Annotated in this window: 15 protein-coding genes; 10 read left to right on the forward strand and 5 right to left on the reverse strand. The window is 59.9% G+C overall.

Annotated elements, in window-relative coordinates:
* The first annotated feature begins 275 nt into the window (after positions 1–275).
* Genes SR908_RS11000 through glrR form a run of 3 tightly spaced genes read left to right on the forward strand, consistent with a single transcriptional unit; the run spans position 276 to position 3,752 of the window.
* Complete coding sequence (locus tag SR908_RS11000) at positions 276–1,796, forward strand: sensor histidine kinase (RefSeq protein WP_246922277.1); 1,521 nt, start codon at positions 276–278, stop codon at positions 1,794–1,796.
* Positions 1,793–2,323 carry a hypothetical protein gene (locus SR908_RS11005; protein WP_097023562.1) on the forward strand — a complete coding sequence of 177 codons (531 nt, stop codon included), beginning with the start codon at positions 1,793–1,795 and terminating at the stop codon, positions 2,321–2,323. The genes SR908_RS11000 and SR908_RS11005 overlap by 4 nt, the downstream gene beginning before the upstream one ends.
* Positions 2,324–2,351: 28 nt before the next feature.
* Positions 2,352–3,752 carry a two-component system response regulator GlrR gene (glrR, locus tag SR908_RS11010; protein WP_179703089.1) on the forward strand — a complete coding sequence of 467 codons (1,401 nt, stop codon included), beginning with the start codon at positions 2,352–2,354 and terminating at the stop codon, positions 3,750–3,752.
* Between the two features lie 30 nt (positions 3,753–3,782).
* Here glrR and xseA read toward each other — a convergent pair whose 3' ends face one another.
* The 5 genes from xseA to SR908_RS11035 form a co-directional block, all read right to left on the reverse strand.
* Complete coding sequence (gene xseA, locus SR908_RS11015) at positions 3,783–5,132, reverse strand: exodeoxyribonuclease VII large subunit (protein ID WP_246922275.1); 1,350 nt, start codon at positions 5,130–5,132, stop codon at positions 3,783–3,785.
* 289 nt (positions 5,133–5,421) lie between these two features.
* A complete protein-coding gene (abiEi, locus tag SR908_RS11020; protein WP_246922273.1) occupies positions 5,422–5,961 on the reverse strand; it encodes a type IV toxin-antitoxin system AbiEi family antitoxin in 540 nt (179 codons plus the stop codon).
* 126 nt (positions 5,962–6,087) lie between these two features.
* The gene (locus SR908_RS11025) at positions 6,088–7,590 is read right to left on the reverse strand and encodes a tripartite tricarboxylate transporter permease (RefSeq protein WP_246922271.1); all 1,503 of its coding nucleotides are present in this window, start codon (positions 7,588–7,590) and stop codon (positions 6,088–6,090) included.
* Positions 7,591–7,602: 12 nt separating this feature from the next.
* The gene (locus SR908_RS11030) at positions 7,603–8,052 is read right to left on the reverse strand and encodes a tripartite tricarboxylate transporter TctB family protein (RefSeq protein ID WP_246922269.1); all 450 of its coding nucleotides are present in this window, start codon (positions 8,050–8,052) and stop codon (positions 7,603–7,605) included.
* A complete protein-coding gene (locus SR908_RS11035) occupies positions 8,049–9,038 on the reverse strand; it encodes a Bug family tripartite tricarboxylate transporter substrate binding protein (protein WP_246922265.1) in 990 nt (329 codons plus the stop codon). Before SR908_RS11035 ends, SR908_RS11030 begins: the two co-directional genes overlap by 4 nt.
* A 149-nt stretch (positions 9,039–9,187) precedes the next feature.
* Here SR908_RS11035 and SR908_RS11040 point away from each other — a divergent pair, with 149 nt between their 5' ends.
* The 7 genes from SR908_RS11040 to SR908_RS11070 all read left to right on the forward strand — a co-directional run bounded on the left by SR908_RS11040 (position 9,188) and on the right by SR908_RS11070 (position 17,991).
* Positions 9,188–9,856 carry a response regulator gene (locus SR908_RS11040; RefSeq protein ID WP_246922262.1) on the forward strand — a complete coding sequence of 223 codons (669 nt, stop codon included), beginning with the start codon at positions 9,188–9,190 and terminating at the stop codon, positions 9,854–9,856.
* Positions 9,853–11,256, forward strand: a complete 1,404-nt coding sequence (locus SR908_RS11045) for a sensor histidine kinase (RefSeq protein ID WP_246922258.1) — start codon at positions 9,853–9,855, stop codon at positions 11,254–11,256. Before SR908_RS11040 ends, SR908_RS11045 begins: the two co-directional genes overlap by 4 nt.
* Entirely contained in the window at positions 11,256–12,335 is a 1,080-nt protein-coding gene (locus SR908_RS11050) for an ABC transporter substrate-binding protein (protein ID WP_246922257.1), read from the forward strand. The genes SR908_RS11045 and SR908_RS11050 overlap by 1 nt, the downstream gene beginning before the upstream one ends.
* An 83-nt stretch (positions 12,336–12,418) precedes the next feature.
* Positions 12,419–13,888, forward strand: coding sequence for an IMP dehydrogenase (gene guaB, locus SR908_RS11055; RefSeq protein ID WP_246922255.1), 1,470 nt, complete (start codon positions 12,419–12,421; stop codon positions 13,886–13,888).
* A gap of 95 nt (positions 13,889–13,983) precedes the next feature.
* On the forward strand, positions 13,984–15,561 hold the full coding sequence (gene guaA / locus SR908_RS11060) for a glutamine-hydrolyzing GMP synthase (RefSeq protein WP_246922252.1): 1,578 nt from the start codon (positions 13,984–13,986) through the stop codon (positions 15,559–15,561).
* A 707-nt stretch (positions 15,562–16,268) separates the two neighbouring features.
* Positions 16,269–17,012, forward strand: a complete 744-nt coding sequence (locus tag SR908_RS11065) for a sce7726 family protein (RefSeq protein ID WP_246922250.1) — start codon at positions 16,269–16,271, stop codon at positions 17,010–17,012.
* A gap of 34 nt (positions 17,013–17,046) precedes the next feature.
* The gene (locus SR908_RS11070) at positions 17,047–17,991 is read left to right on the forward strand and encodes a sce7725 family protein (RefSeq protein ID WP_246922249.1); all 945 of its coding nucleotides are present in this window, start codon (positions 17,047–17,049) and stop codon (positions 17,989–17,991) included.
* The last annotated feature ends 187 nt before the right edge of the window (positions 17,992–18,178 follow it).

Genomic DNA, 18,178 nt, shown 5'->3' on the forward strand with positions numbered 1-18,178 from the left:
TCGAGAATTCAGCCAGGTGGATGTTCGAGAGTGTTCACTTGACCCTTCAGTTCCCTGCGTACCTTGGGCCGGTCTTTCCGGCCCATTTTTTTGCGCGTCTTGTGGGCCGTTGGAATGTGTCTAGCGGATGCGTCGGGTGCTCATTGCTGAGTGGGACTTACTCCTCGCTTTCGATCGGTGCGGCGATGCGGAAACCGGCATGCGAACGCAACTCTGTTATCCTGTGCGGGTAAGATGACATGGCATCCACTCTCTTTCTGCATAGAATCGCGCTCATGACCACTCAGGTCTCTCGCCGCTGGCGTCCTCGTTCGTTACTGCAGTTGGTAATGCTCGCCTTCTTGATGGTGATGCTGCCAATCGCCGTGCTCATGTTTCAGGCCGGCCAGGCACTCTCCGAGCTCTCGTCGCTGGCCGATGTCAGCGCGCGCCAAGCGGTGGAGCAAACCCGCCGTGCGCGCACGTTGAGCAATCTAGCCTTGGAAATGGAGCGCAGCGCGCGTCAATACGCGGTGCTCGAGCAGGAAGGATTGCTCAGCATCTATACCGAGAAAGCCCAACGCTACGCGGAACTGCTCGACGAGCATGCCCCCTTGCTGCCCGACGATCCCGATATCCCGCGCCTGCGTGAGCAACTGGGCGAACTCGAGGCCCTGCCGGAAATGCCCATCGAGGAATTCCGCGATCAGCTGGCGGCGTTTGGCGACTTCTCACAGCGAACCGACAACGTTCGCCAGGCCACCAACCAACTGATCGATGAGCGTATCGAAAACATTCGCGAGCGTGCCAGCACCGTGCGTGGGCAGCTGTGGATGCAGACCGCTGCGCTGGTCTCGGTCAGCCTGGGGCTGATGTTGATCTTCACCTGGCTGATCATCCGCCCCATCCGCCAGCTCGAGCGGCGCATCTTCAGTCTGGGCAGCGGCATGGAGCCGGCCTCGTCTCAGCATATCCAGGGGCCGGCGGAGCTGGTCAGTCTCGGCGAGCGGCTGACTTGGCTCTCCGGGCGCCTCTCCGAGCTCGAGGCGCAGAAGCAGCAGTTTCTGCGCCATATGTCCCATGAGCTGAAAACCCCGCTGGCCAGCGTGCGCGAGGGAACGGCACTATTGTCCGATGGCGTGGTCGGCGAGCTCAGCGAGCGTCAGCGGGAAATCGTAGGTTTGATCGATGTCAGTGGTCAGGAACTCCAGGCCCTGATCGAGCAGTTGCTCGACTATAATCTGTTGCAGCACAGCCGAGGGCTCAAAGTGACGCGTTTCGATCTGGTCACGGTGATCCAGGAAGTGCTCGCCAAACATCGTTTGGCGCTCGATAAAAAGGGCATGGATGTCGACTGGCCTCGGCACACTCCCTTGCCCTGGCAGGCCGACCGTGAGCGTACCGCCAGCGTTCTCGACAATCTGATTTCCAACGCCATTGCCTACGGCGAGGACGGCGGCCATCTGGCACTGCGTGCTAGACAACATCACGCCTCGCTGATCGTCGAAGTCGCCAATACCGGCGAGCCCATCGATGATGATGATAGCGCGCACCTTTTCGAGGCGTTCTATCAAGGTCGCATGCGGCGTCAGGGCGCCCTCAAAGGGTCAGGCATCGGCTTGTCGGTAGCTGCCGATTGCGCCAGGGTTCAAGATGGACGCCTGGAGTTGGTCGAGGATGACACCTTCCCTGTCTGTTTCCGACTGACACTACCCGAGGTGACGTCGCCGGAGGAAGGAGCCGATGGCGACGACGCTTCCATAACGACGCCGGCTACGATACCGCCGGCGCTAAACGCAAGGAACTCGAACGCATGAACATCCGGATGCTGCTAGTGGCATTGTGCGCTGGCTCGCTGTTGACCGGGTGCCAGTGGATGACGCAAGAGACGTCCGCTCCGGCAGCCCCGGTCACCTCCTGCAATGACGACATCCCCAAGTTGGCTGACAATGTCTGCCTGGTGGATGACTGGATCGACTTCGGGCTCGCCTCGCAACGCGGTGACAGCGAGTGGCGCGACACCATGCTGACGCGCCTCCAGGGTGATATGCCGCATCTCAAGCTGGCACGCGCCGTAGTGCTGGCATGGGGTGAACGCGATGGCTGGGAGCAAGCATCCGAGCTTTACAAGGCCGATATCTCAGCGGCGCCGAGCCGTTTACAGCCCCTGTTACGGCAATGGCTCAACGAGCTCGAGGCCCGCCGCGATTTGGCCAGCGATCTCGCCAAGAGCGAATCGCGCCGCCAAGCGTTGGGACGCGAGCGCGATGACCTCGCCGAGAAACTCGACGCCCTGACGGCCATCGAACAGAGTATCAACTCGCGCCATGAGCAATCGCCATGACAGCGCGACGGTTACCAAGGAGAGATTCGTGAAGCACGCCGCCGCCCATATTCTGCTGGTCGATGACGACCCCAGCCTCCTCAAGCTTTTGGGCATGCGCCTGGAAAGCCGCGGGTACCGTGTGACCACTGCCGAAAGTGGACGGCAGGCGTTGGAGTGTCTTGCCGAGGACCGCCCTGACCTGGTGCTTTCCGATTTGCGCATGGACGAAATGGACGGCATGGCGCTGTTTCATGAATTGCAGCGCCGTGCGCCGGGCATGCCGGTGATCATTCTCACCGCGCACGGCTCGATTCCCGATGCGGTGAGCGCCACGCGCCAAGGGGTCTTCAGTTTTCTCACCAAACCGGTGGACCGCGACGAGCTGTTCGCCGCCATCGAGGAAGCTCTGTCGCAAACGGCGAGCACCCATGGTGCCGGCGACGATGCCTGGCGTGCCGAGATCATCACCCGCAGCCCGCAGATGGAGCGCATCCTCGAGCAGGCGCGGATGGTGGCGGCGTCCGATGTCAGTGTGCTGATCACCGGGGCATCCGGCTCCGGCAAGGAACTGCTCGCCAACGCCATCCATCAGGCGAGCGGACGCGCCGACAAGCCTTTCGTGGCGATCAACTGCGGCGCACTGCCCGAGCAACTGCTGGAAAGCGAACTGTTCGGCCACGCCAAGGGCGCCTTTACCGGCGCTGTCAGCCAGCACGAAGGGCTGTTTCTTGCCGCCGATGGGGGCAGTTTGTTCCTCGATGAGATCGGCGACATGCCGCTGACATTGCAGGTCAAGCTGCTGCGCGCGTTGCAGGAACGTCAGATCCGCCCACTGGGCTCGACCACCTCGGTGCCCATCGACGTGCGCATCATTTCTGCGACGCACCGCGACCTCGACCGCGCCATGCACGAGGGCGACTTCCGCGAGGATCTCTACTACCGCCTTAACGTCGTCAACCTCAAGCTGCCGGCCCTCAAGGAGCGCGCCGAGGACGTACCGCTGCTGGCCAAGTACCTGGTGGGGCAGGCCGCCGAGCGCCACAAGCCCTTCGTCAAAGGCTTCTCGTCGGAAGCGCTCAACCTGCTGGCCTCCAGCGCCTGGCCAGGCAACGTGCGTCAGCTGGTCAACGTCGTCGAGCAGTGCGTGGCGCTGACCAGTTCGCCGATCATCCCCGAGGCGCTGGTAGCGCAAGCGCTAGCGGCCGAGGAAAACGCCTTGCCCTCGTTCAACGAGGCGCGCGCGGGCTTCGAGCGCAGCTACCTCGTCAAGGTGCTCAAGATAACCGAAGGCAACGTCACCCAGGCTGCGCGCATCGCCGGGCGCAATCGCACCGATTTCTACAAGCTGCTGGCTCGCCACGACCTGGAACCGAGCAGCTTCAAACCCAGCACCCAACCGCAAGCGGCGCAGAACGACGACGCCCAGCCGCGCCGGGCCCAGCGCTGAGTTCACGCAGAGTCAGTTTTCAGACAATGTCTAACGCTTGAAGCGCCGCTTCACCTCCAGCTTTAGCCGTCCCTCACCGAGTCGCGCGGTGAGGGTCTGGCCGGGCTGGGTGTCGTGTGCATTGCGCACGATATGGCGATTGTCGTCCTCGAGAATTGAATAACCGCGTCCCAACACCGCCAGCGGGCTGACCGCGTTGAGCTCGCGTGCCAGGGCTTCGAGGCGTTCCCGGGACTGATCGAGGCGGCGCGGCAAGGCGGCATGCAGTTGGCGCTCCAGAGTCGTCAGGCGTTGCTGGAGCGAGGTGATGGCAAGGCGTGGGTCCTGGCGTTCCACGCGGCGTGTCAGCGTCTCGTGATGCTGGCGCTCGCGGTCGAGTCGCCGCCGCATGGCAAGCCGCAGGCGCGTTTCCCAACTCTCCAGGCGCCGACGTTGCTCGGCCAGACGCTCGCCGGGATGCCGTAGCCGCGCCCGGGTTTGATCGAGGCGTTGACCGTCGCGCTCCAGGCGCGCCTGCATGGCGCGTGTCAGGCCGCGTTCGGCGGCTTGCAACTGCGCTCGCTGTTCGTGCCAGTCCGGGACCAAGCGCTCGGCGGCGGCGGACGGCGTGGGCGCGCGCTCATCGGCGGCGAAATCCGCCAGCGTGACATCCACTTCATGGCCCACCGCCGACATTATCGGCAGGCGGGAGTGATGGATCGCCCGCGCCAGGTGCTCGTCGTTGAACGCCCACAGATCCTCCAGGCTGCCGCCGCCGCGGGTGACGAGCAGGGCATCGACGGTGTCGTCCGGCGACTGGGCGCGCTGATTGGCCTGGGCGATGGCGCGAATGATCGCCGGCGGTGCCTCGCGCCCCTGTACTGGCACCGGCAGGATCGTTACCTCCAGCGCCGGCCAACGGCGGCGCAACACCGCCAGTACGTCACGAATCGCCGCGCCGGTAGGCGAGGTGATGATGGCCAGATGGCGGGGTGGGCAAGGCAACGGCCGCGCGTTGGCGAAGACGCCCTCGGTGGAAAGCTTCGCCTTGAGCCGCTCGAACGCCGCCAGCAGCTCGCCTTCCCCAGATGCCTGCACCGCCTCGACGATCAACTGGTAGTCGCCACGCGGCTCGAACACCGACACGCGCCCGCGCACCCGTAGCCGGTCGCCATCCTTGAGTGTCGCGCGCATCAAGCGCGCCCGGTTGCGGAAGAACGCGCAGCGCAACTGGGCGCGGTCGTCCTTTAGCGTGAAGTAGATATGCCCCGACGCCGGCCGCGCCACCCCCGAAATCTCGCCTTCCACCCAACACTCGCCGAAGCCACGCTCCAGTATCAGACGGGCCTGGCGGTTGAGTTCACTGACGGACAGGGCGTTGGGGGTGCCAGTATCATCCATCGCAAGCCTCGCAAGGTTGGGTAAGGTCGAGAAAAGGGGAGTCTAGCATTGTGGCTACGAGCTATGGTGACGCCTCTATCGGGGATGAATCCCCTCCCACAATCACCAGCCGGCTGCCGTGACCGCTGCTATCGGGAATGCCTATCTCCAAACACGCCCCACAAGAAGCCAGTTTCCACCAAGACCAGCGGCGGGTAAGGAGCCTGTGGGAGCGAATTTATTCGCGATGAAATAGGCCAGCCGGTCAGAGTAGCTCTAGGGGAGTGGAAACCCAGAGTATATAGCGCGTTCAGTGTGCATTCGGCAGGCTCGCTTCATCGACAAGGTGGGTATTACGCCCGACACGTTTGAGATCAGCCCAGGCAGCTTGGGGCGTCGCGAGCCGCAAGGGACGCCCGACGTCGCGCATCCGATCCAGTAATTGGGGAACGGATCGTTTGGTATGGGTGAATTCAATGGTGCCATAAGGGGTTCGATATTCCCCCTTGCGGCCTGTGGTCATGATCGTCAGCCGATCGACAGGAATTTGTGAGATCGCGCCATATTCCGAGAGTGCGGACTCTAGGCTGACATAGCTGTACTCGCCGAGGCGCATGGCCTTGGCGATTCGTTCGAGTAGGTCGGCGTCATGGTTCCGTGACAGCTTGTAGACATACACGCCGCGACTGACTGCCTCGAGCATGCCATGTCGACGTAGTCGATTGATCCCCTCCTGAAGCGTCTTTGGGCTGTCTTCGGGAAAGATCTTGGCCAGGTCCGAGAGGGTAAATACATACCGGTGTTGGCGGTCCCAGTAGTCGAGCCGCTCACGGGCGGTGATTTGATCCATTAAGTCTACACAAATGCTATTTATAGATAGTGTATTTGTAGACTTGGTGCGTGGCAAGTAGAGTCTGTTACAGAGGGTGTCGTCGGCCCCGTGCGCCGGATTGGCGGCGGCGCGGGGCCGGTCGGTTCAGGCCTTGCTGGTCTTGGCTTGCCACAGCTTGGGCAGCAGCCAGGGCAGGATCAACAAGGCGAGCGCGGCGATCCAGAGGCCGAGCGAAATGCCGGATTGCCACAGGATGCCGAGGTCACCGCCGCTGATGGACAGCGCGCGCCGCAGGTTCTGTTCCATCAGTCCCCCGAGGACGTAGCCCAGGATGACGGGCGCCAGCGAGAAGCCCAGCTTGCGCAGTAAGTAGCCGAACACACCGATGATGAGCATCAGGTAGATGGCCGCGAGATTGGAGTGGAGTTGATAAACCCCCACGAAGGCCAGAATCGCGATGCCCGGCACCAGCACCCAGCGCGGAATCGTCAGCACGCGGGCGAAGACGCCAGCCAGCGGCAGGTTGAGCGCCAGCAGTACGATGTTGCCGATATACAGCGAGGCGATCAGGCCGCCGGCGACTTCCGGACGCTCACTGAACATCATGGGGCCGGGGGTAATGTTGTAGAGCATCAACGCGCCGAGTAGCACGGCCGTGGTGCCGGAGCCGGGAATGCCCAGCGTCAGCATGGGCACGAACGAGCCCACCGCCGAGGCGTTATTGGCTGCCTCCGGCGCCGCTAGGCCGCGCATGTTGCCCGTGCCGAATGAATTGTCCTTGTCGCTCAGGCGCTTCTCCGTGGTATAGGCGACCGCGCCGCCCACCGAAGCACCGGTGCCGGGCAAGATGCCGATAATGAAACCGATCAAGCCCGAGCGTCCCATCGTCCACTTGCAGGCCATCACTTCCTTGAGGCTGACGAAGACACGTCCCAGCGGCGGGAGGCCGTCGTTGCCGTCCTTGCGATTGGCATGTTCCAGCATCAGGAGTATTTCGCTGATCGCGAACAAGCCGATAATCATGACGACGAAATCGATACCGTCGTAAAGCTCGGGCAAGCCGAAGGTATAGCGCAGCACGCCGGTGCTTGAATCGACGCCCACGGTGCCGATCAAGACCCCCAGTACGGCGCCGATGGCGGTTTTGACGGGGTCCTTGCCCATCATCACGGACATGGAGGCGAAGGCGAACACCATCAGCGCGAAGAACTCGGCGGGTCCGAACATCACGGCCACTTCCGCCAGCAGCGGCGCGAAAAGTGTCAGGCCGATGATGGCGATGGTCGCGCCAACGAATGAGCTCACTGCTGACAAGCCGAGCGCCGGTCCGGCCAGCCCCTTCTTGGCAAGCGGATGGCCGTCGAGCGTGGTCATCACGGCCCCGGCATCGCCGGGCACGTTGAGCAAAATGCTCGACATGCGCCCGCCATACTCGGCCCCCGTGTAGATGGCGGCGAGTAGGATCAACGCTGATTCGGCAGGCAAACCGAGTGTATAGGCCAACGGCATCAGAATCGCGATTCCGTTGATTGGACCGATGCCGGGCAGCGCCCCGAAGAGCGTGCCGAGAAGCGCACCGAGCAACGCCAAGCCGAGATTCAGCGGGCTAAGGGCGACATCGAAGCCATGGATCAGGAAATCGAACATGAGGGCGCTCCGTTATAGAAAGGGCTCGACCCAGTAACCACTAGGTAGTGAAATCCCCAATGCATGCGCAAAAAGGAAATAGCTGACGACGGCCATGAGCCCACCGGTCAGTAGTGCCTTGCCCCATGACGCGCCAAAGATGCGAGACAGGCTCGCGACGGCCAGCATCGAGGTGATGATGAAGCCGAGGTTGGTGTAAAGCAGGGCATAGACCAGGAGCGTGGCGAGTACCAGCAGCAACTTCAGTGTGAGCTGGCGCCCAGGCCATGCCTCGTTAGTGCCAGGCTTCACTATCAAGACACTCGCGAGCGCAGCCAGCAGGATAGCGAGACCGAGCGGAAAGGCGCGTGGGCCTACGGGGTCGTAGCTGAAGGGCACTTCCAGATTGATGGCCTGAACGGCGACGAACGCCGCCAGACCGATCAGGACAATGCCCAACAACCGGTCGGCGGCGAGTCTCATTGTTTCAGACCTACTTCTTTGGCCAGGGATTCGAACTGGTCGACTTGGTCCAGCACGTAGTCATTGAAGTCGTTCCCAAAGCGCGACATCGGGAAGAGGCCTCGATCTTCACGCAATGCGGCAAACTTTTCCGATTCGGAAAGCTCTTCCATGCGCTTTACCCACGTCTGATAAGCCTCATCGCTTACGTTGGGGCCCATGTAATAGCCGCGCCAGATAGGCCATTGCACGTCATAGCCTTGCTCTTCCGCAGTGGGGATGTCGGCATAAGGGCCGCCCATGCGCTCTTCTGAAAGAGAGGCGAGGACGCGAATTTTCCCGCTTTCCAGCTGCGACTTGAGTTCAGAGAGGTCGCCCGTGAAAACTTGGATATGGTCGCCCAGCAGCGCCGCCAGGGCTTCGCCGCCACCCTCGAAGGATACGTACTTGAGCTTGCGCGGCGAGAGGTCGGCGGACTTGGCGGTGAGCGCAGCCTTCATCCAGTCCTGGCTGCCCACGGTGCCGCCCGCCCCGAAGGCGATGTCACCCGGGTTGGCCTTGAGGTCTTCCATCAGCTCATCGAGCGACTGCCAGGGCGCGTCGGCATTGACGACGATGGCGCCATAGTCGACGCCTAGGGCGCCTAGCCAGCGAACGTCATCGGCATCGTATTGGCCGAATTTACCCAATGCCAGGTTCACGGCCGCGCCGGTGCTGGCGGCGACGATGAGGTTCGGATCGTCGTCGCGTACGCCGTTGACATGGTTGTATGCTACGGCCCCGATACCGCCCGGCATATAACTCACGGCCATGGGCTTGTCGATCATGCCGGTCTGGTCCAGACCATTGGCGGCGAGGCGGCAGGTGAGGTCGTAGCCGCCGCCCGGCTTGGCGGGGGCGATGCACTCGGTATCCTCGGATTGCGCCTGTACGCCACTAGCGGCCAAGAGACCGCCCGTCAGCGCCAGCATACTTGCGTACGTGGAAAGCCCTTTGTTGATCTTCATGGCGAACTCCTGTTCTCTTGTTTTGCGCTGCATTAGGAATAATGAGGATGGTGGCTGATGTCATCGCTTTGGATGAGGATACCGATGCTAGGGAGGTAACCTTTCATCAACCTGTCATCTCACGTTCGTCCACATGAGACATTGGTCGTATGCGCCTACTCGTCATCGAAGATGATCCCTTGATCGCACGCTCGCTGGATCAAGCGCTCACGCCGCTAGGCAATATCGTTGAAGTATTCACGCACTGTGCGCAGGCGCGCGAGGCCTTGCAGAGCGGGCATTTCGACCTGGTGCTGCTGGATTTGGGATTGCCCGACGGCAACGGCCTGACGTTGCTGGCCGAGCTACGTCAGCGCGGCGATACCACGCCGGTGTTGATTCTGACAGCCCACGATGGCATCGATGCGCGCGTGGAAGGGCTGGATCTTGGCGCCGACGATTATCTTGCCAAGCCATTTTCTATCGCCGAGCTGGAGGCCCGGGTGCGTGCCTTGCTGCGCCGGAGCCAGCAGCGTGCCGACAACCGCCTGGCGTTCGGCCCGCTTGCCTTCGATGCTGCCTCGGGCGTCGCCACGCTAGACGAGCAGGTTCTCGACTTGCCGCGCCGTGAACTGCTCTTGTTGGAAGGATTGCTGCTGCATGCTGGCAGCATCACGCCGCGCGAGACTCTGGAGAATCGTCTCTTCGGGTTTGGCGATGTCGGGCCCAACGCGTTGGAGGTGTACATCAGCCGCTTGCGTAAACGGCTCGACGGTAGTGGGTTGCGCATCCGCACGTTTCGCGGCCTCGGCTATCGGCTCGAGGAAGCGTCCTTGTGATCGAGGTGGATGGCACGCTGAAATCCCGATTGGCTTTCTGGTTGTTGGCGACCGTCAGCGTGCTTGGTGTCTTGCTGCTGGTCGAAGCCTATTTCAGCTCCCAACGCGCGGCCGAGCGCGCCTATGACAGTCAGCTCGAAGCCGCCGCCTTGACCATTGCCGAAGCCATACAGTGGGAAAAAGGCCAGCCGGTGGTGGAAATCCCCTCGGCGGCGTTGCAGATTCTGGCGACTCGCCATCAAGAACGTGTGTTCTATGCCGTGCTGGATGCCGACGGCCATACGGTGTCGGGTAACTTGGATCTTGATATTTCCCGCGATTGGCGCCGACGAGTGTCCTCACAGCCGACATGGCTGAATGACTCGTATCATGGCACCCAGTGGCGTCTTTATGGACGGGAACTCGATTCCGCTGGTTGGGAGACGCAAGATCCGGTGCAAATTTGGGTCGGCCACACGATGTCGGGGCGTGACGCGTTGGCGGAGGTCCTCTTCGTGCAAGCGGTCACCCGCTTCGTGGTCATGGTATTGCTGGCGGGCACCCTGATGCTCCTGGCAATGCGCGTAGCACTCGCACCGATGCGCCGCCTCCGCCACCAGTTACGCCAGCGCGATGCCGACGACATGCGCCCGCTGGAGACCCGGGTGCCCGAGGAAATGCGCGAAATGGCGGAAACCCTGGATTCGCTTTTTAAGCGCCAGCGTGAAGGCCGAGAAGCGCTGTTACGTTTCACTGCAGATGCCAGCCATCAACTCAAGACCCCACTCGCGGGGTTACAGGCCACGAGCGAGTTGGCCTTGAAAAGCAATAGCCCCGATGCCTGGCGACAGGCATTAACCGAGGTCCATGGCAGTGCGGGGCGTACGAGCCGTTTAGCCAACCAGCTATTGAGTCTGGCGCGCCTGCGTCACGCGGTAGAGGCAAGCGCAACATCGCGTATCGACGCGGTGGCGCTACTGCATGAAACGGCTTTCGATTGGGCGCAGCGTGATGCCTCACAAGCACATGACATCGGTTTGGCGCCGCTTCCAGCATCACCGCAATACATCCAGGGCGAGGCATGGGCTTTGCGGGAGTTGTTAGGCAATTTGATCGACAACGCCCTGCGTTATACGCCTGCCGGCAGCGTTATTACCCTGGGCGCGGTGAATCATGCGCAGACCTTGGAGTTATATATCGAGGATGATGGGCCAGGTGTGTCGCCCGAGATGCTGGCGCACTTGCACCACCCCTTCGAACGCGGTGGTCGTCAGGACACCGAAGGCTCCGGCCTGGGGTTGGCCATCGTGGACTCGATCGTGCGTCGTCACGAGGCGCGGATGCAGGTCGAGTCGGTGGAGAATGGCGGGCTGAGAGTCCGTCTGTTGTTTCCTTGTCTCACCCGACACGAGGAGGGGTGATGTCGATTCGCCGTGTGGCGCTCGTCTGGCTTTTGGGGGCGTTGGCGCCAAGCCTCGCCTGGGCCGATAACCCGCTCATCGTCGAGGCTGCGCTCGACAGGGAGGTCGCAGCACCCCTGTTGGACGCTTTCGAGGAGGCCTATCCGCGCATCCAGTTGACCTTTCGAGATCGCTCGACGCTCGAAGTCGACGCCCGTGTCGCCGACGCGGACGACCCGCCCGATGTCGTCATCAGCTCCGCCATGCCCTGGCAGATGTCGCGCGTGAATGAAGGCTATGCCCAGCGTCTCGACTCAACGGCGGCGCGGGCATGGCCAGAGTGGGCCAAGTGGCGAGACGAAGTGTTCGGCTTCACCTTTGAGCCCATCGTGATGGCGTACCGGTTGGATCTATCGCGTCATATGATGCCGCCGAAGACCCATGCCGACATGCATACGCTACTCACGCAGCACCGCGAGACGCTTCGCGACAAGGTGACGACCTATTCGCCTTCACGCAGTGGCGTCGGCTACTCGCTCTTTCAGCAGGACGCACGCTATACAACCCGGTTCTGGGATCTCGTGGCCGCGATGGGGGCGGCCGATACCAACCTCGAGGCCAGCACGCGGGCCATGCTCGAAGGGCTCAGCGAAGGGCGTTACTGGCTGGGCTACAACCTGCTGGGCTCGTACGCCATGGTGTGGGCGCAATCGCATCCCGAGGTCATCGTGCAGGTACCGCAGGACTATTCGCTGGTCATGATGCGCATGGCGTTCATTCATCGCGATGCCCCGCACCCCACGGCGGCCCGGGCGTTTCTCGACTTTCTGCTGGGCCGCGAAGGGCAGCGTGTCATCGCCGGCGAGACGCCACTGTTCAGTGTTCGCTCGGATGTCGAGGGCCCTTACACGGCCCAGCGGCTGCGCGACCAGGTCGGGGAGCGCTTGTACCCGATTCCGCTGAACGCCTCGCTGCTCGCGTTCGTCGATCCCTCGCGGCGCACGGCGTTCATGGAGCGCTGGCAGCGGGAAGTCCATCGCTTGTTGCACCCCGCACCGGATCAGAGCGCGGCCGATACCTCATCACACGTTGACAAATGAGCTAAACGTTGAGAGGACGGGAATAGGGGTTTATAATGGCGGATTAATCTTCCCCGCACCCGCTTCCCCACAGGTGTCGCAACATGCTACGTATAGCGCAAGAAGCTCTTACGTTCGATGATGTATTACTCGTCCCCGGCTATTCCGACGTCCTGCCCAAAGACGTCAGCCTTAGATCCCGCCTGACTCGCGACCTTTACCTCAACATCCCGCTGCTTTCTTCCGCGATGGATACCGTGACCGAAGCCCGCCTGGCGATTGCCATGGCGCAGGAAGGCGGCATCGGGATCATTCACAAGAGCATGAGCATCGCCGCGCAGGCGACGGAAGTGCGCAAGGTGAAGAAGCACGAGAGCGTGATCGTCAAGGACCCGGTGACCGTGAGTCCCAAGGCGAAGCTGGCCGATCTGCTCGAGATGGCCAACGAGTACGGCTACTCCGGGTTCCCGGTGGTCGAAGGCGGCACCCTGATGGGCATTGTCACCGGGCGCGACATGCGCTTCCGCCCCGACAAGGGCGATAGCGTCGCGGAGATCATGACCCCGCGCGAGAAGCTGGTCACCGTGCCCGAAGGCACCTCGCTGGACATCATCAAGTCCAAGCTGCAGGAACACCGCATCGAGAAGATCCTCGTGGTCGACGATCAGTTCCGCCTGCGTGGCCTGGTGACCGTGCGTGACATCGAGAAGGCGCGCACCTACCCGTACGCCGCCAAGGATGACGACGGCCGCTTGCTCGCCGGCGCTGCCGTGGGCACCGGGGCGGAAACGCCGGACCGCATCACGGCATTGGCCGAGGCCGGGGTGGACGTGGTCGTGGTGGATACCGCGCATGGCCATTCCCAGGGCGTGATCGAGCGCATACGCTGGGTCAAGGAGCATTATCCGGAAGTGCAGGTGATCGGCGGCAACATCGCCACCGCCGCCGCCGCCAAGGCGCTGGCCGAAGCGGGCGCGGATGGCGTCAAGGTCGGCATCGGCCCCGGTTCCATCTGCACTACGCGCATCGTCGCTGGGGTCGGCGTGCCGCAGATCTCCGCCGTCTCCGACGTGGCCGACGCACTCAAGCCGTTCGACATCCCGCTCGTCGCTGATGGCGGCATCCGCTTCTCCGGCGACCTGGCCAAGGCCATCGCCGCGGGTGCCAGCACGGTGATGATCGGTGGGCTGTTGGCCGGCACCGAGGAAGCGCCGGGCGAGATCGAGCTCTACCAGGGCCGTACCTACAAGGCCTATCGCGGCATGGGCTCCATGGGCGCCATGTCTCAGACCCAGGGCTCGTCCGACCGCTACTTCCAGGACAAGAACGCCGGCGTCGAGAAGCTGGTGCCGGAAGGTATCGAAGGCCGCGTGCCCTACAAGGGCGTGATGAGCTCCATCGTTCATCAGCTGATGGGCGGTCTGCGCGCCTCCATGGGCTACACCGGTTGCCACGATATCGACGAGATGCGCACCAAGCCGGAGTTCGTGAAGATCACCGGCGCGGGCTTCGCCGAATCCCACGTGCATGACGTGCAGATCACGAAAGAGGCCCCCAACTACCGGGCGGGCTAACTCAAGCTTGATGCCGGAAGCTTGAAGCTGGAAGTGGCCACGCCGCTTCCAGCTTTCGCATTTTCGGCCCTTGTTGCTTCTCAAAGGAACGCCAGATGACCGACATTCACGCCCACAAAATCCTGATTCTCGACTTCGGCTCCCAGTACACCCAGCTCATCGCGCGCCGTGTGCGCGAGATCGGCGTCTACTCCGAAGTGCGCGCCTTCGACATCAGCGAGGAAGAGATCCGCGAGTACCAGCCCAACGGCATCATCCTCGCCGGCGGGCCGGAATCCGTCACCGAGCTGGCCTCGCCGCGCGCCCCGCAGTGCGTGTTCGAGATGGGCCTGCCGGTGCTGGGGATCTGCTACGGCATGCAGACCATGGCCGAGCAACTGGGCGGCAAGGTCGAGGGCTCGCAGAAACAAGAATTCGGCTATGCGCAGGTGCGTATCGACGCCGACAACGCCCTGCTCAAGGACATCAAGGACCATGTCGACCATGACACCGGGCGCTCTCTGCTCGACGTGTGGATGAGTCACGGCGACAAGGTCGGCCAGGTGCCGGAGACCTTCACCGTCACCGCCTCCACCCCGAGCTGCCCGATCGCCGCCATGGCGTGGGAAGACAAGCAGTTCTACGGCGTGCAGTTTCACCCCGAGGTGACCCACACCCAGCAAGGCCAGCGTATCCTCGAGCACTTCGTGCTGGATATCTGCCAGTCCGAGCGCCTGTGGACCCCGGCCCAGATCATCGACGACCTCTGCGTGCGCGTGCGCGAGCAGGTCGGCGACCGCCACGTGCTGCTGGGCCTCTCCGGCGGGGTGGACTCCTCCGTCGTCGCCGCGCTGCTGCACAAGGCCATCGGCGACCAACTGACCTGTGTGTTCGTCGACAACGGCCTGCTGCGCAAGTTTGAGGGCGAGCAGGTGATGGAAACCTTCGCCCGCCACATGGGCGTGCGGGTACTGCGTGTCGACGCCGAGGACGAGTTCCTCACCAAGCTGGAAGGCGAGGGCGACCCCGAAGCCAAGCGCAAGATCATCGGCAATACCTTCATCGACGTCTTCGACCGTGAAGCCGCCAAGATCGACGGTGTGGACTTCCTCGCCCAGGGCACCATCTACCCGGACGTGATCGAATCCGCCGCCAGCAAGACCGGCAAGGCCCACGTCATCAAGTCGCACCACAACGTCGGCGGCCTGCCCGAGACCATGAAGCTCAAGCTGGTCGAACCGCTGCGCGAACTGTTCAAGGACGAAGTGCGCAAGCTCGGCCTCGAACTCGGCTTGCCGTACGACATGGTCTACCGTCACCCCTTCCCGGGACCGGGCCTCGGCGTGCGCATCCTCGGCGAAGTGAAGAAAGAATACGCCGACATCCTGCGTGAAGCCGACGCCATCTTCATCGAAGAACTGCACAACTTTGAGTGGTACCACAAGACCAGCCAGGCCTTCGCCGTCTTCCTCCCGGTGAAATCCGTCGGCGTCGTCGGCGACGGCCGCCGCTACGAATGGGTCATCGCCCTGCGCGCGGTGGAAACCATCGACTTCATGACCGCAAGATGGGCGCACCTGCCGTATGAGTTGCTTGAAAAGGTTTCTAACCGCATCATCAACGAGATCAGCGGCGTATCGCGTGTAACGTATGACGTCAGCAGCAAGCCGCCTGCTACTATTGAGTGGGAGTGAGCGGCCGAACTAGGCTGATGGTGGGCGTCTAGCCGCGTTGTATCGCCCGTCTCATACGAAAGCCTGCCTTTACCGGCAGGCTTTTTTGTTGCACAACGTTACCAAGCTAAGGCTAATTTGGATTAAGCTAACGAGGGTATGGCCGATAGAAAAGAAGAGACGAAAACAAATCGAAAGGTGTCGCAGGGAAAGGATGTCATCCCCAGGCGGTAGCGTGTTGAAAAAAGTTTTCGGATTTTTGTTGACTTCATATTCTTAGTTCTTAGAAAACTAATACCTGATAGGTGCTCCCTTTGTAAACCAGTCGATGAAAGTATACAAGAAGACTTTTTTGTCGTTCAAACTGATGGGGAAGTTTAGCAGTCACGCTCTTCGGTGCTATTTATGTATAGATATACTTAATTTGTGTTTTGCTCAATGAGCACGGATGTTATGGAGCCAAGCTATGCGACATAACGTATCTACCTTGGGTCGATTGTTATGGTGCCGTTTAAGCCCACCTGGCACACGATGGAATGAATCTGCTAGTATTAGTGCCTTGATTCGCTATGCTTCAAGAGGCTGCGTGCACAGAAAGAGGAATAAGGTTCTTGATAAACAATATATATTCGGCATTTTTTCGTTCAAAAAACCTTATCGAAACTGCTTGGCATGGAACTACGGAAGTGACCAGAGATGTGGTTAAACATCTAGTCGAGGATCGCGTAATGAACGACACAGATCCTCTCGCCTATGCGTGCGATCTTGCCTATAAGAGGTTGCTTCATTCGTCCCGCCCCGAATACGTGTATAAAAATGTCCTTTTGTCGAAAATGGTGTTTGGGAAGCATAGCCCAGCTACTACATCTTGGTTGTATGAGTTTCGAGTCGGTGAGGCACGTGCAGATGCAGTTTTGATTAATGGAGTTGCTACAGCCTACGAGATAAAGACAGATCTTGATGATTTTTCTCGCGCCCAGTCTCAGCTAGAGGCCTATTATTCTTGTTTTGATAGAGTTGTGTTTGTTGTTGGTAATGGGCAGGTTGAAAAAGCCCTTAAAATTTTACCAGATTATGTGGGGGTGTTGAGGCTTTCTAATAGATATCAGCTCTCAGAAGTCCGGGAGTCAGTATCAAACACTGAAGATCTTTCCTCAGAAGCAATGTTTCATCTTTTCCGCAAAAGAGAACGCGAGTTTCTTCAGAATAAATATGAGGTTTTTACTGACCACCTGCCGCCGATAGAGCGATATTCTGCTGCCCGTGATGCCATTTCTTTACTGCCTCCGAGAGATGTTCATAAAATTTTTGTTGAAGCTCTTAGAGGGCGAGAGCCTGCGACAAAGAGAGCTGCTATATCTAAAAGACTGCCAAACTCATTACGAGCAGCTGCATTTGGATATAAAATGAAGAATGCTGACTGGCTGCTTCTTGCCTCGAGGCTTCAAGAACCAGCGTACAACGCGCTTTAGATTTGAATGACTTTTATTGACGAGGAGTGTGAGTATGTATTGGCCATTTTTCCGCTCAAAACAAGAAGAGATGATTGCTCTAAAAGAACTTGGGCCTTACTTAGGAAGTAATCTTGTGGTTCCTGTTATCAAGCCGCACGATGCGGCTTCGCGAGTTGAAGGGCAGATATCTAGAGTGCTGCAAACAGGTTTGCGCGCTGCTCTAATTGTTAATACAAACGAAGGTTCTCCCGTGCCTGCAGTCGCAGATGTTATGGCGATGGAGAACAGTTTAGAGAATGCGTATCCGAATCAAGTTTTTCCAACATTGGAGGTGCATCCTGGTGTTACCGCTGCGGATGTGAGCGGATTCCTTAATACCTACAGTGGCCGAACCCAAGTTTTCGTGCATCGAGCACATACCCTTAGTGCTGCTATTTTTCCCGCCAGTGATGCAATTCACATTTTTGAATCAAATGGAGTTTCGCCCCAGTTCGTTTCTTGTTTTTCTGCGTCTCGATGCGTGATACTTCGTGATGGGTTCAAAAAGCAATCCGTTAACGGGGGCTACCCATCTGTCTCTTATTTTGATGATTTGGCTTACAGTTATCGTATACATGGTTACGATGGTTTTGGTGATTTTGCAGCCATAGGTGATGTGCCTTATAACACAGGCGGAGGTCAACCGAGTCACGTTGCTCTTCACCTTACAGAGCCTCATCAGAATAACACTTTTCACTGCCGTCATTTTGTTTCTGCTGTGCCGCCAGCGACTACAGATGTCCAGACAAAGTACTTTGATGCTCTGGCACAGTTGATAGGGCATACGGGCTCGCCAGGAGTAGGTCCATTCAGTACTTTTGGGGTATCAGATTACTGTAATAATTATGTGGCGGGCAATTTTCCTGGTTTAGGTTCTCCAAAACGGTGGTCTACCAAGCATCATATTCAATTGCTTCATTCTGTTCTTGATGTGTCTTCTGCTGCTCCTTGGGTTTGAAGACATCTTTAATGCTGAAATAATGAAATAAAATTTTATTTGGGGTTCAATATTTTTAAAATGCCAAGACAACACCTTGGCAACCGGTAATTAGCAAGAAGCTTCAGGCAGCGTCTAGTAGCGTTGAAGTTTTCGTTACGTTAAGCCCACCTAAATGACTGATTTTATTCGTTGATTGGCCTCTAGG

The organism is Chromohalobacter canadensis (assembly GCF_034479555.1).
Classification (GTDB): domain Bacteria; phylum Pseudomonadota; class Gammaproteobacteria; order Pseudomonadales; family Halomonadaceae; genus Chromohalobacter; species Chromohalobacter canadensis.

What these genes read in the sequence shown, in the direction of transcription:
- SR908_RS11065 (WP_246922250.1), top strand. Translation starts at nt 16,269, where the DNA reads ATGAACGACACAGATCCTCTCGCCTATGCGTGCGATCTTGCCTATAAG.
- SR908_RS11070 (WP_246922249.1), top strand. Translation starts at nt 17,047, where the DNA reads ATGTATTGGCCATTTTTCCGCTCAAAACAAGAAGAGATGATTGCTCTA.
- SR908_RS11035 (WP_246922265.1), bottom strand. Translation starts at nt 9,038, where the DNA reads ATGAAGATCAACAAAGGGCTTTCCACGTACGCAAGTATGCTGGCGCTG.
- SR908_RS11000 (WP_246922277.1), top strand. Translation starts at nt 276, where the DNA reads ATGACCACTCAGGTCTCTCGCCGCTGGCGTCCTCGTTCGTTACTGCAG.
- SR908_RS11050 (WP_246922257.1), top strand. Translation starts at nt 11,256, where the DNA reads ATGTCGATTCGCCGTGTGGCGCTCGTCTGGCTTTTGGGGGCGTTGGCG.
- SR908_RS11030 (WP_246922269.1), bottom strand. Translation starts at nt 8,052, where the DNA reads ATGAGACTCGCCGCCGACCGGTTGTTGGGCATTGTCCTGATCGGTCTG.
- SR908_RS11005 (WP_097023562.1), top strand. Translation starts at nt 1,793, where the DNA reads ATGAACATCCGGATGCTGCTAGTGGCATTGTGCGCTGGCTCGCTGTTG.
- guaA (WP_246922252.1), top strand. Translation starts at nt 13,984, where the DNA reads ATGACCGACATTCACGCCCACAAAATCCTGATTCTCGACTTCGGCTCC.
- SR908_RS11040 (WP_246922262.1), top strand. Translation starts at nt 9,188, where the DNA reads ATGCGCCTACTCGTCATCGAAGATGATCCCTTGATCGCACGCTCGCTG.
- abiEi (WP_246922273.1), bottom strand. Translation starts at nt 5,961, where the DNA reads ATGGATCAAATCACCGCCCGTGAGCGGCTCGACTACTGGGACCGCCAA.
- guaB (WP_246922255.1), top strand. Translation starts at nt 12,419, where the DNA reads ATGCTACGTATAGCGCAAGAAGCTCTTACGTTCGATGATGTATTACTC.
- SR908_RS11025 (WP_246922271.1), bottom strand. Translation starts at nt 7,590, where the DNA reads ATGTTCGATTTCCTGATCCATGGCTTCGATGTCGCCCTTAGCCCGCTG.
- xseA (WP_246922275.1), bottom strand. Translation starts at nt 5,132, where the DNA reads ATGGATGATACTGGCACCCCCAACGCCCTGTCCGTCAGTGAACTCAAC.